At 69.9% G+C, this 14,582-nt stretch carries 12 protein-coding genes; 8 read left to right on the top strand and 4 right to left on the bottom strand.

What is annotated here, in order from left to right; all coding sequences use genetic code 11:
* Position 1 precedes the first annotated feature (1 nt).
* Together AC4BGC_RS18620 and purU are read left to right on the top strand one after the other, a co-directional pair.
* On the top strand, positions 2 to 1,468 hold the full coding sequence (locus AC4BGC_RS18620) for a trimethylamine methyltransferase family protein (protein ID WP_490546899.1): 1,467 nt from the start codon (positions 2 to 4) through the stop codon (positions 1,466 to 1,468).
* Positions 1,468 to 2,367: a formyltetrahydrofolate deformylase gene (gene purU, locus AC4BGC_RS18615; protein ID WP_490546900.1), complete on the top strand. Its 900-nt coding sequence runs from the start codon at positions 1,468 to 1,470 to the stop codon at positions 2,365 to 2,367. Before AC4BGC_RS18620 ends, purU begins: the two co-directional genes overlap by 1 nt.
* A gap of 37 nt (positions 2,368 to 2,404) precedes the next feature.
* Here purU and AC4BGC_RS18610 read toward each other — a convergent pair whose 3' ends face one another.
* The 4 genes from AC4BGC_RS18610 to AC4BGC_RS18595 all read right to left on the bottom strand — a co-directional run bounded on the left by AC4BGC_RS18610 (position 2,405) and on the right by AC4BGC_RS18595 (position 6,087).
* On the bottom strand, positions 2,405 to 2,833 hold the full coding sequence (locus AC4BGC_RS18610) for a VOC family protein (RefSeq protein WP_490557084.1): 429 nt from the start codon (positions 2,831 to 2,833) through the stop codon (positions 2,405 to 2,407).
* A gap of 9 nt (positions 2,834 to 2,842) precedes the next feature.
* Positions 2,843 to 3,328: a helix-turn-helix domain-containing protein gene (locus tag AC4BGC_RS18605; protein WP_490557083.1), complete on the bottom strand. Its 486-nt coding sequence runs from the start codon at positions 3,326 to 3,328 to the stop codon at positions 2,843 to 2,845.
* Positions 3,329 to 3,393: 65 nt separating this feature from the next.
* Positions 3,394 to 5,328 (bottom strand): TolB family protein, encoded by a 1,935-nt coding sequence (locus AC4BGC_RS18600; protein ID WP_490557082.1) that lies wholly within the window; start codon positions 5,326 to 5,328, stop codon positions 3,394 to 3,396.
* Between the two features lie 117 nt (positions 5,329 to 5,445).
* Positions 5,446 to 6,087: a ribonuclease H family protein gene (locus AC4BGC_RS18595; RefSeq protein WP_490557081.1), complete on the bottom strand. Its 642-nt coding sequence runs from the start codon at positions 6,085 to 6,087 to the stop codon at positions 5,446 to 5,448.
* A gap of 124 nt (positions 6,088 to 6,211) precedes the next feature.
* Here AC4BGC_RS18595 and AC4BGC_RS18590 point away from each other — a divergent pair, with 124 nt between their 5' ends.
* From AC4BGC_RS18590 to AC4BGC_RS18565, 6 genes are all read left to right on the top strand, one after another.
* Entirely contained in the window at positions 6,212 to 6,988 is a 777-nt protein-coding gene (locus AC4BGC_RS18590) for an IclR family transcriptional regulator (RefSeq protein WP_490546905.1), read from the top strand.
* A 147-nt stretch (positions 6,989 to 7,135) separates the two neighbouring features.
* Positions 7,136 to 8,611, top strand: coding sequence for an aldehyde dehydrogenase family protein (locus tag AC4BGC_RS18585; RefSeq protein WP_490557080.1), 1,476 nt, complete (start codon positions 7,136 to 7,138; stop codon positions 8,609 to 8,611).
* Positions 8,612 to 8,645: 34 nt separating this feature from the next.
* On the top strand, positions 8,646 to 10,370 hold the full coding sequence (gene betA / locus AC4BGC_RS18580; RefSeq protein WP_490546907.1) for a choline dehydrogenase: 1,725 nt from the start codon (positions 8,646 to 8,648) through the stop codon (positions 10,368 to 10,370).
* The gene (locus tag AC4BGC_RS18575) at positions 10,367 to 11,458 is read left to right on the top strand and encodes a quaternary amine ABC transporter ATP-binding protein (RefSeq protein WP_490557079.1); all 1,092 of its coding nucleotides are present in this window, start codon (positions 10,367 to 10,369) and stop codon (positions 11,456 to 11,458) included. The genes betA and AC4BGC_RS18575 overlap by 4 nt, the downstream gene beginning before the upstream one ends.
* The gene (locus AC4BGC_RS18570; RefSeq protein WP_490557078.1) at positions 11,455 to 13,494 is read left to right on the top strand and encodes an ABC transporter permease; all 2,040 of its coding nucleotides are present in this window, start codon (positions 11,455 to 11,457) and stop codon (positions 13,492 to 13,494) included. The genes AC4BGC_RS18575 and AC4BGC_RS18570 overlap by 4 nt, the downstream gene beginning before the upstream one ends.
* A gap of 65 nt (positions 13,495 to 13,559) precedes the next feature.
* Positions 13,560 to 14,549, top strand: a complete 990-nt coding sequence (locus tag AC4BGC_RS18565; RefSeq protein ID WP_490546910.1) for an ABC transporter substrate-binding protein — start codon at positions 13,560 to 13,562, stop codon at positions 14,547 to 14,549.
* The last annotated feature ends 33 nt before the right edge of the window (positions 14,550 to 14,582 follow it).

Here is a 14,582-nt window from a genome sequence, read left to right as displayed (position 1 = left end):
AGTGACGATGTTCCGCAACCAGATGCCCCGTTACGAGATCCTTTCCGAGCAGGCGATGGCCACCCTCGACGCGGGCTGGCGCCGGTTGGTCTCCGAGCTCGGCGTGGAGTTCATGAGCCAGCGGGCCCTCGACCTCCTCGGCGCCGCGGGCCAGCGGGTGGAGGGCGACAAGGTGTTCTTCGACCCTGAGTTCATTCTCGAACAGGTGGCCAAAGCACCCCGTGAGTTCGACCTGCAGGCCCGCAACCCGGCGAACAACCTGCACATCGGCGGCGACATGATGGCCTTCGGTGCGGTCTACGGCCCGCCGTTCGTGCGCGAGGGCGCCGTACGCCGCGACGCGACCATGGACGACTTCAAGAACTTCACCAAGCTCGCGCAGTCGTTCCCGATCATGGACTCCGCCGGCGGTGTCATCTGCGAGCCGAACGACACCCCGCTGGACAGCCGCCACCTCGACATGACCTACGCGCTGGCCACGCTCACCGACAAGGTGTTCATGGGCAACGTGGTCTCCGGTCCCAACGCCCGCGACACGATCGAGCTGACCTCGATCCTGCTCGGCGGCAGCAAGGGCCGCGAGGCCGGCCGCGCGAGCATGGAGCAGACGCCCGCCCTGATCTCGCTGATCAACTGCAACTCCCCGCTGCGCTGGGACGACCGGATGCTCGACTCGCTGTTCGAGTACGCCGAGGCCAACCAGGCCGTCGTGCTCACGCCGTTCATCCTGATGGGCGCGATGTCGCCGGTCACGATCCCGGCCGCCCTGGTCCAGCAGATCGCGGAGGCCCTGACCGGCATCGCGCTGGCCCAGCTGATCCGCCCCGGCTGCCCGGTGGTCTTCGGCTCGTTCCTGTCCAACATCGACATGCAGTCCGGCTCCCCGACCTTCGGGACCCCGGAGTCGGGCATCGGCCTGCTCTGCACCGGCCAGATCGCCCGCCACTTCGGCCTCCCGTTCCGCTCCGGCGGCACGCTCACCTCCTCGCAGGTCCCGGACGCGCAGGCCGGCTACGAGGCGCTGATGACCCTGATGCCGACCTTCCTGGCCGGCGCCAACTGGGTGATGCACTCCGCCGGCTGGCTGGAGGGCGGACTGGTCGCCGGCTACGAGAAGTTCATCGTCGACATCGAGCTGCTCCAGATGATGCAGGCGGAGTTCACCCCGCTCGAGATCAACGAGGACTCGCTGGCCTTCGGGGCCCACGAGGAGGTGGGCGCCGGCGGCCACTTCCTGGGCGCGATGCACACCATGGAGCGCTTCCGCACCTGCTTCTACCGGCCGCTGCTCTCCTCCTCGGAGAACTTCGAGCGCTGGACCCGCAACGGGGGGAACGACGCCGCAGCGAGGGCCTCTAAGATCTACCAGGACAGGCTCACCGCCTACGAGCAGCCGGCGCTCGAGGAGTCGATCAGGGCCGAGATGGAGGAGTTCGTGGTACGCCGTCGCAAGGAACTCGGCGACTGATGGCAGCGATCTCGCTCGACCGGACCTCCGCCAACGCGGGCAACCCCTCCGGTGACTTCGTGCTCATCCTCGACTGCCCGGACCAGCCCGGCATCGTGCACGCGGTCTCGGGTTTCCTGTTCGAACGCGGTGGCAACATCGTGGAGAGCCAGCAGTTCTTCGACCGGCTCAACGGCCGCTTCTTCATGCGCATCGACTTCGCGCTGAACGAGCCCGGTGTCACGGCGGAGTCGCTGCGCACCGACTTCGCCGAGATCGGTCGCAGCTTCGCGATGACCTTCGAGATCTGGGGTGCCCGGGTCCCCTACCGGACCCTGGTGATGGTCAGCAAGCAGCTGCACTGCCTCAACGACCTGCTCTTCCGCACCGCGAACGGCGACCTGCAGATCGACATCCCGGTGGTGGTCTCCAACCACCCCGACGCCGAGGCGCTGGTGCGCAGCCACGGCATCGACTTCCGCCACATCCCGGTCACGCCCCAGACCAAGGCCGAGGCGGAGGCCGAGCTCCTGGCGCTGCACGACGAGCTCGACATCCAGCTCGTCGTGCTCGCGCGCTACATGCAGGTGCTCTCCGACGACGCCTGCCGCCGCTTCGAGGGGCACGCGATCAACATCCACCACTCGTTCCTGCCGAGCTTCAAGGGCGCCAAGCCCTACCACCAGGCCTTCGAGCGCGGGGTCAAGCTGATCGGCGCCACCGCCCACTACGTCACCGCGGACCTCGACGAGGGCCCGATCATCGAGCAGGACGTCATCCGGGTCGACCACAACCACAACCAGGCCCAGCTCACCGCGGCGGGCCGCGACGTGGAGGCACAGGTGCTCTCCCGGGCCGTGCGCTGGCACTCGGAGTCCCGGGTGCTCCTCGACGGCAGCCGGACGGTCGTCTTCCGCTAGCCCACCCCAGTCGAGGTCGGTCTACTCGAAGTCGGCCTCACTCGAAGTCTGCTTCGGTCCAGGGCTTCTGCTCGACCAGCACCATCCAGTTCCCGGAGTTGTCGCGGCACACGGCCTCGACGCCGTACGGGCGCTCCTCGGGCTCCTGGAGGAACTCCACACCCTTGGCCTTGAGCTCCTCGGCGGTCTTGCGGCAGTCGTCGACGGCGAGCCCGAGCCCGTTCATGCCGCCCCCGTCCAGCGCACGGTTCATCGCCTCGACCAGGTCCGGGGCGAACGGCGGGCCGGGCGTGGTCAGGTGCACCTGGAGCTCGGGCTGGTTGGGGTGCACCACCGTGCACCAGCGGTAGTCGTCCCCGAGGGTCAGGTCGGCGCCCTCGACGAAGCCGAGGACGTCGAGGTAGAACCGCTTGGACGCGTCGATGTCCTTGACGAAGACCGAGGCGAGGCTGATGTTGGTGATCATGTCCTCACGCTAGGACTCGGGACCGACGTCCGGCTTCTCCTCGCTTGCGCAACGTTCGGCCAGCCCCCACATGAACACGTAGCAGCCCGGGATCCGCGGGGCCTGCGCTCCCCAGCGCGCCTGGAACTCCCGCGGGCTCTCCCCCACGACCTGGCGGAACCTGCTGCTGAAGGAGCCCAGGCTGGAGAACCCCACCGCATGGCAGACCTCGGTCACGCTCAGCGTGGTGGCCCGCAGCAGGTCCTGGGCCCGCTCGATGCGCCGCTCGGAGAGGTACGCCGCCGGCGTGACGCCGTACGTCGCCCGGAACAGCCGGTGGAAGTGGTACTTGCTCAGGCCCGCCGTGCCCGCGAGGAGGTCGAGGTCGATCGGCTCGGCGTAGTGCCGGTCCACGTGGTCCCGCGCCCGGCGCAGGTGCACGAGCACGTCCCCGGGCGCCCGGCTCGCCGGGCGGCTCCCCGTCCTGGCGGGGCCCGGGGGCTGCGGTGGCGTCACGTCCGGCTCCGTCCCTCGGCGGCTCGGGTTCCAGGGCTCAGCTGTCAGGCCCCGGCTCTCGCGGCTCAGGGGGCGCTGAGGTCCCGCATGAACACATCACCGTACCCACCGTTGGCGTCGCTCGCCACGAGGTCGGTCGCCTCGGAGAAGAACGCGAGGAAGGTCCCGTTGGCCGAGAGCCTCGGCGCGGAGCTGTGACCGTTGCCGGCAGCAGATCCCGAGACGTTGCGGGAGACCAGCTCGATCGTCCCGGTCCCCGAGCGCCACACGTACACGTCGTCGAAGGCGTTCTTGTCGGCGGTGGAGAGGTCTCTCTCCTCGGAGCGGAACGCCACCAGGGAGCCGTTGCCGGAGATCGAGGGCGCGTCGCTGGAGATCCGCGAGCCGCTGCCACCGGGACGGCGGGAGACGAGCTGGGGGGCGCCCTGCGTCATCTGGCGCAGGTAGACGTCGGGCTGGCCGTCGGCGTCGCTGGCCGAGATGTTGGTCGCCTTCGAGGAGAACGCGACCACGCTCCCGTTCGCGGAGATGGCCGGCTCCTCGGAGTCGCCGTCGGCGGGCCCCCCGGCCGAGCTGGTGGACACCAGCCGCTGCTCACCCTCGTCGAGGTTGCGCACGAACACGTCGAGGCGGTCGTTGGTGTCGCCCACGACCAGGTCCGAGGCCGCGGAGGTGTAGGCGACGTGGGTGCCGTCGTCGGAGATGACCCCTTCATAGGTGGCGCCGTTGGTCGGTCCACCCTCGGTGTCCAGGGAGACCATCCGGATCCCGGCGTTCTCCCGGTCCCAGACGAACAGGTCGCGGACGCCGTTGGTGTCACCCGCGATCAGGTTGGAGCCCTCGGAGACGAACGTGACGAAGCGGCCGTTGCCGGAGACCGACGGACGCTCGGCGCGGACGAAGCCACTGGTGTTGTTCGGGTTGACGCGGGTGACGGCACCGTTGGTGCGGTCCCACAAGAAGACGTCGGCGGCGTTGTTCGTGTCGCCCGTGACGAGGTCCGAGGCAGAGGATCGGAAGGCGACCCAGCGCCCGTCGGCTGAGATGTCGGGCTGGGTGCTCGCGCCGTTGCCCGGGCGGCCGGCACGGGAGCGGGACACCAGCAGGGTGGCACCGGTGGCGCGGTCCCACACGAACACGTCACTGGTGCCGTTGGTGTCGTTGGCGACCAGGTTGGCGACGCTCGACTCGAAGACCACGAACCGGCCGTCCGCCGAGGGGGACCCGTCGGAGCTCGCCCTCTCCACGCTCTTCGCGGGGAGCCCGGAGGTGGGCGATGCCGTCCGGGCATAGGTGAAGGTCGGCGCCACGGCGGGACTGCTGACGGTCGCGGCTCCGGCCGAGGCCAGCGCGCGGGCACGGTAGGAGATGCGGCCGGGGACCCGGTTGCGGAACGTGAAGCTCACCCGGCCCGCGGCCGACTCCCGGCCGCCGGCGACGTAGGCCCAGGCCGAGCCGGTCCAGCGCTCCAGGTGGACGGCGCGGCCGGTGCGGGCCGGCGTGAAGGCCGCGCTCGCCGTGGAGGGCTCACCGACGCGTCCCGCCGACAACGTCAACCAGCCCCGCTGCGGCAGGGTGCGCACGCCGCGCGCCACCGAGACCGCGAGCTTCAGCTTCTTGCGCTTGACCTTGATGGCGGGGACGTAGGCCCGGTAGACCGTCGAGGCCGAGAGCGCCCGGGTGGAGAGGCGGTAGCTGCCGTCGCGAGCCGACCGGGTGGAGGTGACCGGCACCCAGCGGCGCCCGGCCAGGCGCTGCAGCCCCACGGGCCGGGAGACCCTCGGGGCGACCGTGCCCCGGAAGCTGAGCACCTCGCCTGCGATGGCGGTGGTGCGGGCGGCGTACAGGCTGATTTTGGATCGGACCGCGGCCTCGGCAGGGGCGCCGACCCCCACCAGCGTCGTCAGGGCGGTGACGACCGCCAGGGCAGCGACGCCGGCGCACCGGTGGGTGTGGTTGCGCCCGGAGGCGCTCGCGAGAGGACGCTCGATGGCGCGCATGAGGACTTCCTCGGTTCGATTCTCGAGCCCGGCACGATGGACCTCGGACCGATGGCCACGACAATCTAACGCGGCTCGGGGCCGCCATCACGGTGAATTCGAATTCCTCGGCCCCGCTCAGCCGGGGTTGTGGCTCGCCTCCACCGCCAGCTGGTCGACGAGGTCGTTCATCGGGTGCCCGGAGTGACCCTTGACCCAGCGGAAGGTGACGTCACCGCGCTCCTCGACCAGGTCGATCAAGGGCTCCCAGAGATCGCGGTTGGCGACCGGCTTCTTGGCCGAGTTCACCCAGCCGCGTGCACGCCACCCGGTCCACCAGTTGTTCTTGAAGCAGTTCACGACGTACGTCGAGTCGCTGACCACCACCAGCTCGCCGGGCAGGGAGCGGATCGCCTCGTAGGCGGCCCGGACCTCCATCCGCTGGTTGGTGGTCGCCGGGTCGTGGCCGGAGTCCTGGGGTCCTCCCTCGACGGCCCACGCCCAGCCGCCGGGTCCCGGGTTGCCGCGGCAGGCGCCGTCGGTGAACACCACGGTGGCGCCCTCGGGGATCGGCTCGTCGGGTGCCTGCACCCGCGGGGCCTTCTTCGGCGTCCGCTTGCGGGCAGCGCTGCTGCCCCCCGAGGCGCTCGCCGTCGGCAGCGTGGCTCCGGCGCAGGCGGCGTGCACCCACGTGGAACCGTCTGCGGAGCGGGCGATCTCGGCCGCCGGTTCGATGCGTTTCGCGCATGCCGCGCACTGCCCGGCATATCTCGCCTGCATCAGTTCTGGATCCCTTCGGTCGACGCCCCGGGTCGGGGCCGGTCACGGTCCGGATCATCCCACCCGCCCCTCCGGCCCGGCTCGGCTGCCGGGGCCCGGGCGCCGCAGGGTCTACGGTTGCGCGATGAGCAACTCGGCCCCCGAGGCAGGTGTCGGCGTGCAGTCCGTGGATCGGGCGCTGCGGATCCTCGAGATCCTGGCCCGCTCCGGCGAGTCGGGCGTCACCGACATCGCCGCGATGCTCGAGGTCCACAAGAGCACCGCCTTCCGGCTGGTCGCCACCCTGGAGCAGCACGGTCTCGTCGAGCAGGTCGAGGGACGGGGCAAGTACCGCCTCGGCGTGGGGCTGCTCCGTCTCGCCGGCGCGACCAGCGCCCGCCTCGACGTGGTCCAGGAGGCGCGTCCCCTGTGCAAGCAGCTGGCCGCCAGCACCGGGGAGACGGTCAACCTGGCCACGCTCAGCGGCCACAGCGCGCTCTACCTCGACCAGGTCGCCGGCCCCTCCGCGCTGCAGCCGCACAACTGGGTGGGCCAGCACATCCCGCTGCACGCGACCAGCAACGGCAAGGTGCTGCTGGCCTGGCTGCCACCCTCAGAGCTCGACGAGCTGCTCGGCGGGCTGCCGGCGTTCACCGGCTCCACGATCACCACCAAGGCCCAGCTGCGGCGCGCGCTCGAGCACGTCCGGGAGCAGGGGTACGCCGTGGCGGTGGACGAGCTCGAGGTCGGGCTGACCGCGATCGCCGCTCCGGTGCGCAACGCCCACGGCGACGTCATCTCCTCGATCAGCCTCTCCGGACCGACCTTCCGGCTGCCTCCCGAGCGGGTCAGCGAGGTGGTCCCCCAGCTCCTCGACGCGGCCGACGAGCTCTCCCACCGCCTGGGCTGGGGCGAGAGATGACCGGCCCCAATGCCGCTCCGCCCGGTTCAGACCGCTTGGTCTCGATCCGTGCACGAACCTTGACGGGACCGTCCGGGTTCTCCATTGTGTCTCAAATAGCGCCGAGGCGTTGCGAACAGCGCAACGACTAGGCGAGGACGGAACCTGATGCCCGAGAATTTCATCGACGGAGAATGGGTCTGCGCCCGCGAGGGCGGAACACGCGAGATCCGCTGCCCGGGCACCGGCGAGCTGGTCGCCGAGATCGACGAGTCCACCGAGGTGGACACCGTCGCAGCGATCGGCGCAGCCCGGACGGCCTTCGACACCGGGCCGTGGCCCGCCACCAGCGCACGTGAGCGCGGGGACCTGCTCCTGCGGGTCGCGGACCTGCTGCAGCGGGACAAGGCGGAGCTGGCCCGGATGGAGTCGCTGGACACCGGCAAGCGCCTGGTGGAGAGCGTGTACGACGTCGACGACGTCACCAGCGTCTTCGCGCACTTCGGCCGGACCGCCGACATCGACCCCGGCCGCGTCGTGGACACCGGGCGCGCCGACGTGGTCAGCCGCGTCGTCCGCGAACCCGTGGGGGTGTGCGGGCTGATCACGCCCTGGAACTACCCCCTGCTCCAGGTCTCGTGGAAGGTGGCGCCTGCCCTGGCGGCCGGCTGCACGTTCGTGCTCAAGCCGAGCGAGCTCTCCCCGCACACCGCGATCCACCTGATGCGCCTGCTCGACGAGGCCGGCGTGCCGGCCGGCGTGGCCAACCTCGTCGTCGGGGACGGCCCCGGCGCCGGAGGACCACTGAGCGAGGACCCGCGGGTGGACCTGGTGTCGTTCACCGGGGGCCTGCAGACCGGCAAGCACATCATGGCCGTCGCCTCGGGGACGGTGAAGAAGGTCGCCCTCGAGCTCGGTGGCAAGAACCCGAACATCGTCTTCGCCGACGCCGACCGGGAGAGCGCGCTGGACATGGCGCTGACCGCGGTGTTCCTGCACTCCGGGCAGGTCTGCTCCGCCGGCGCCCGGCTGCTCGTGGAGGACTCGATCCACGACGAGTTCGTCGCGGAGCTCGTCGAACGCGCGCGGAAGATCCGGCTCGGCGGCCCGTTCGACGAGTCGGCCCAGACCGGCGCGCTGATCTCGCTGGCCCACCTCGACAAGGTGACGGCGTACGTCGATGCCGGCGTCGCCGAGGGCGCCACGCTCCTGCTCGGCGGGCAGCGGGTCACCGACGGCGACCTCGAGAACGGCTACTTCTTCGCACCCACGATCCTCGGCGACGTCGAGTCGCACATGAGCGTGGCGCAGGAGGAGTCGTTCGGTCCGGTGCTCACCGTGGAGCGGTTCACCGACGAGGACGACGCGGTACGGATCGCCAACGACTCGATCTACGGTCTCGCCGGCGCCGTGTGGACCCAGGACAGCGGCAAGGGCCAGCGCGTCGCGGGCCGGCTCCGGATGGGGACGGTGTGGATCAACGACTTCCACCCCTACGTGGCCCAGGCCGAGTGGGGCGGCTACAAGCAGTCCGGCATCGGGCGTGAGCTCGGCAGCGCCGGGCTCGAGGAGTACCTCGAGACCAAGCACGTGTGGCACAACATCGCGCCTGCACCGCAGGGCTGGTTCGGGGGTGGGGCATGAGGTCTCGACTGGGCTCGACCACCGGGGGTGGGTCATGACGCACTGGGACTACGTGATCGTGGGCGGGGGGTCGGCCGGGTGTGCGCTGGCCAACCGGCTCAGTGCGGACCCGGGCACCTCGGTGCTGGTGCTCGAGGCGGGACGCAGCGACGCCCGGATCGATCCGTTCATCCACATGCCCGCCGCGCTGCCCTTCCCGATCGGCAACAAGCTCTACGACTGGAAGTACGAGTCCGAGCCGGAGCCGTTCATGGACGGCCGCAAGGTCTACCACGCACGCGGCAAGGTGCTCGGCGGGTCGAGCTCGATCAACGGGATGATCTTCCAGCGCGGCAACCCCCTCGACTTCGAGCGCTGGGCTGCCGACGAGGGGATGAGCTCCTGGGACTACGCGCACTGCCTGCCGTACTTCAAGCGGATGGAGACCTGCCTCGCCGGGGCCGACACCTGGCGCGGTGGCAGCGGACCGCTCGTGCTCGAGCGGGGCCCCGCGACCAGTCCTCTCTTCGGCGCCTTCTTCGAGGCCGTCCAGCAGGCCGGGCACCCGCTGACCGACGACGTGAACGGCTACCGCCAGGAGGGGTTCGCGGCCTTCGACCGCAACGTCCACCGCGGCCGCCGCCTCAGCGCCGCACGCGCCTACCTGCACCCGGTCCGCAAGCGGCCCAACCTGCGCGTCGAGACCCTCGCGATGGTGACCGGGCTGGTGACCGAGGGCGACCGGGTCACCGGCGTCGACTACCACCGGGCCGGACGCGGCGACCGCCGCGTCACCGCGTCCGAGGTGATCCTGTGCGGCGGGGCGATCAACTCCCCCCAGCTGCTCCTCCTGTCCGGCATCGGTCCCAAGGACGACCTCGAGAAGCTCGGGATCCCGGTCGTCGCCGACCTGCCCGGCGTCGGTGCGAACCTCCAGGACCACCTCGAGGTCTACATCCAGTACGCGAGCCTGCAGCCGGTCTCCATCGGCCCCTGGCTCAAGCACCGGCACAAGCCCCGGATCGGTGCGGAGTGGCTGTTCCTGCGCAGCGGGGTCGGCGCTTCGAACCACTTCGAGGCGGGCGGCTTCATCCGCAGCAACGACCGGGTCGACTACCCCAACCAGATGTTCCACTTCCTGCCGATCGCGATCCGGTACGACGGGTCGAAGCCGGCCGCCGACCACGGGTACCAGGTGCACATCGGCCCGATGTACTCCGACGTACGGGGCAACCTGACCCTGAAGTCCCGGGACCCCTACGAGCACCCGGCGCTGCAGTTCAACTACCTCTCCACCGAGAACGACCGGCGCGAGTGGATCGAGATGGTGCGGGCCGCTCGCGACATCCTCAACCAGCCCGCGTTCGCCGCGTTCAACGCCGGCGAGATCTCCCCCGGCCCCTCGGTCGAGACCGACCAGGAGATCCTCGACTGGGTGGCCAAGGACGCCGAGACCGCGCTGCACCCGTCCTGCACCGCCCGGATGGGCACCGACGCGAACTCGGTCCTCGACCCCGAGACCATGCGAGTCCACGGGGTCCGGGGACTGCGGGTCGTCGACGCCTCCGCGATGCCCTACGTCACCAACGGCAACATCTACGCGCCGGTGATGATGCTCGCCGAGAAGTCCGCGGACCTGATCCTCGGCAACACCCCACTGCCCCCCTCGCAGGCTCCCTTCTACCGCTACCGCGAGGGCTCACCGCTCTACCCGCCCGGCGACCCGCGCAACGCGGGTCAACTCCAGAGCACTGCTCCTGACGGTGAGGACAGCCCATGACGAGCACCACGATCTCCGAAGAGCCCACCGAGAGCGCCGAGAGCGGCGCGGCGCTCGAGGTGCGCGAGCTGTGGAAGATCTTCGGGCCGCGCGCCGACAAGATCATCGGCACCCCGGACGCCGACCTCTCGCGCAGCGACCTGAAGGAGAAGACCGGCTGCGTTGCCGGCGTCAAGGACGTCTCCTTCGACGTCGCCCCCGGCGAGGTCTTCGTCGTGATGGGGCTCTCCGGGTCGGGGAAGTCCACCCTGGTGCGCTGCCTGACCCGGCTGATCGAGCCGACCGCCGGCACGATCCGGATCGGCCAGGAAGACGTCACCGGCGCCAGCGCCGCCCAGCTGCGCGAGATGCGCCGCAAGCGGGTCTCGATGGTCTTCCAGCACTTCGGGCTGCTGCCCCACAAGCAGGTCATCGACAACGTCGCCTACGGCCTCGAGGTCCGCGGGATGGGCAAGAAGGAGCGCCGGGCCCAGGCGGGCAAGGTCGTCGACCTCGTCGGCCTGACCGGCTACGAGAACAACTACCCCGACCAGCTCTCCGGCGGCATGCAGCAGCGCGTCGGGCTGGCGCGGGCCCTGGCCGGCGACCCGGACATGCTCCTGTTCGACGAGCCGTTCTCGGCGCTGGACCCGTTGATCCGGCGCGACATGCAGAACGAGGTGATCCGCCTCCACGAGGAGGTCGGCAAGACGATGGTCTTCATCACCCACGACCTCGCCGAGGCCCTGAAGCTCGGTGACCGGATCATGATCCTGCGCGACGGCGAGGTCGTGCAGATCGGGACGCCCGACGAGGTGGTCGGGGCACCGGCCGACGAGTACGTCGCCGACTTCACCTCCGACGTACCCCGCTCGCACGTGCTCACCTTGAAGTGGGTGATGCGACCACCGCGCGAGGGCGACTCCACCGAGGGCCCGGTGATGCCGTCCACCACGGTGATCCGCGAAGCCGCGCAGGCCGCACTGGCCTCCGCGCACCCGCTGCGGGTCGTCGACGACGGCCAGCTCGTCGGGATAGTCGACGACGAGGCGATCCTGCGTGTGGTGGTCGCCGAGGAGCGGGTGACGCCGATGGTCGAGAAGCCATGACCGCGGTCACCGAGGCCCCCGTCGCACCCGAGGGCCCCGGGAAGGAAGCACCACCCGAGGACGTGCAGTCGCGCGGCGTGCCCAAGTGGGCGTACGTGCTCGGGATCCTCGTGGTCTGGTACCTCGTCTGGACGTTCACCAAGGGCACCAACACCCTCGCCGTGCCCGGCCGCGAACGCACCGACCTGTGGAACGACCTCAGCGAGTTCCGCAACTCCGTGCTGGCCGGCCGCGACACCAACCCACTGATCCAGTTCACCACCAACATCGCCGAGATCTTCCGCAGCGTCTTCGACTGGCTGCAGCGGATGGTCTCCACGCCCGACTTCCCCCGCCCGGTCCCGCAGATCGGCTGGCTGGGCGTCACCGCTGTCGCCACCTGGGTCGGTCTCGCGGTGGCCAACTGGCGCATCGCGGTGCTGATCGCGGCCACCTTCGTCTCCTTCGGACTCCTCGGCTACTGGCAGGACTCGATCGACCTGCTGCTCGTGACGGGGCTCTCGGTGGGCCTCGCTGTGCTCATCGGAATGCCGCTCGCGGTGCTGGTCGGCACCCGGCCCCGCGCTCGTACGGTGATCACCTGGTTCCTCGACCTGATGCAGACGATGCCCACCTTCGTCTACCTGATCCCGGTGGTGCTGTTCTTCGGCATCGGCGTCTCCGGCGCGGTGGTGTGCACGCTGGTCTACGCGCTGCCACCGCTGGTCCGCATCGGCGGCTACGGCATCAGCAGCGTCTCCGCGACAACGATCGAGGCGACCGACTCCGCCGGCCAGAACGGCTGGCAGCGGCTGACCAAGGTGCAGATCCCGATGGCTCGCAAGACCATCATCGTCGGGCTCAACCAGACCACGATGGCGGCGCTGTCGATGGCGATCATCGCGTCGTACGTCGACGGTCCGGGGCTGGGCAAGCCGGTGCTCCGCGCGCTGGTGCGCAGCGACGTCGGCGGCGCGATCGTGCCGGGGCTCCTGATCGTGGCTATCGCGATCATGCTCGACCGGGCCACCACGGCGGCGAGCGAGCGAGCCGAGCTCGCCACCCGCGGACGTGGCCTCACCGGCCGCACCCGCCAGCTGGTGCTCGGGATCGGGGCCGCGGTCGCCCTGGTCCTGCTGTGGGCCTCGCGCACCTACCCCGACGCCGCGGCCTTCCCCGCCTCGAAGCTGGGCTCCCGGCTCGCGGACACCCTGGACTCGTTCGTGAACGGGGTCGTGAACGTCATCGACGGCCCCGCGGGGAGCTTCAAGGACCTGGTCAGCGCCGTGCTGCTCAACCCGATGCAGGAGCTGCTCGCCGAGTCGCCGTGGTGGCTGGCCGGGCTGGCGATCGCCGGCATCGCCGTGGTGCTGGGGGGCGTACGCGCCCTCGTCCCGACGCTGGTCTGCCTGGCCGGCATCTGGTTCTTCGACCTGTGGCACAACGCGATGATCACGCTGAACATGACCCTGGTCGCGACCCTGCTGGTGATGCTCCTGGCCGTCGTCCTGGGCGTCTGGATGGCGCGGCGCCCCCGCGCCGACCTGGTGCTGCGCCCGCTGCTCGACGCGGGACAGACGATCCCCGCGTTCGTCTACCTGATCCCGGTGCTGGCCCTGTTCGGCCCCAGCCGGTTCACCGCGATCGTCGCCGGCGTGGTCTACGCCGCCCCGGCCGCGATCAAGCTTGTGGCCGACGGGATCAAGGCCGTCTCGCCGACCACGATCGAGGCGTCGCGTTCCTCGGGCACCACCGCCTGGCAGGAGATCACCCAGGTACAGCTCCCGATGGCCAAGGGCTCGCTGGTGCTGGCCACCAACCAGGGTCTGCTCTACGTCCTGGCGATGGTCGTCATCGGCGGGCTCGTGGGCGCCGGCGGGCTCGGGTACGACGTCGTGCTCGGCTTCTCGCGCAGCGAGGAGTGGGGCAAGGGCGCTGCCGCAGGCATCACCATCGTCTTCCTCGGAATCATGATCGACCGGATCACCAAGGCCGCGGCCGCGGGCACCGGCAACGTCTCGACCGAGCGACGCCAGTGGTGGCGACCCGCTCTCTAACAGGTCTCGGAAAGGCCCCGACCGGGGCGAGAAGTGTCCGACAACGAACGAGCGGGAGATCGAAGATGAGATTGAGAAGCAGAAGCACCGGACGCGTGCTCGCCCTGGTGGCAAGCGCGACGTTGGTCCTCGCCGGCTGCGGCAGCGGTGGCTCCATCGACGAGCAGACCAAGGAGAACGAGTCCAACGCCGCCAGCAAGGGCGACTGCGGCGAGCTGAACATGGCGGTCAACCCGTGGGTCGGCTACGAGGCCAACGCCTACGTCGTGGGCCGGCTCGCCGAGACCGAGCTGGGCTGCAAGGTGAACTACAAGGAGCTCAAGGAGGACGTCTCCTGGCAGGGCTTCGGCACCGGGGACGTCGACGTGGTGATCGAGGACTGGAACCACCCCGACCTGGAGAAGAAGTTCTTCGCCGAGAGTGGCGACGGCAGCGCCGAGGACGGCGGGCCGACCGGCAACATCGGGATCATCCACTGGTACGTGCCGCCGTGGCTGGCCAAGGAGTACCCCGACATCACCGACTACAAGAACCTGAACAAGTACGCCGACAAGTTCAAGACCTCCGAGTCGGGCGGCAAGGGCTCCTTCCTCGGGGCCGACCCGTCCTACGTGCAGTTCGACGAGGCGATCATCAGCAACCTGAAGCTGAACTTCAAGGTGACCTTCTCCGGCTCCGAGGCCGCCAGCATCGCGGCGTTCCGGAAGGCGGAGAAGAACAAGGAGTTCCTGATCGGCTACTTCTACGACCCGCAGTGGCTCTTCGCCGAGGTCCCGCTGGTGCCGGTCAAGCTGCCGGAGTACACCGAGGGCTGCCAGGACGACCCGGGCAAGGTCGCCTGCGACTACCCCGAGACCCCGCTGAAGAAGATCCTCTCGACCTCCTGGGTCAAGGAGGGGTCACCGGCCGTCGACCTGGTCAAGAACTTCAAGTGGACCAACGAGGACCAGAACCTGGTCGGCAAGTACATCGCCGGCGACGGCATGTCCGGCGAGGAGGCCGCTGACAAGTGGATCGCCGACAACCCCGACAAGGTCAAGGCCTGGTTGAGCTGACCACGACCCGATAGTTGGCCCGATAGCTGCAGG

The organism is Nocardioides sp. Z38_18 (genome assembly GCF_058215695.1).
The sequence above is the reverse complement of the archived record's forward strand: the minus strand, read 5'-3'. Positions and strand labels throughout refer to the sequence as shown.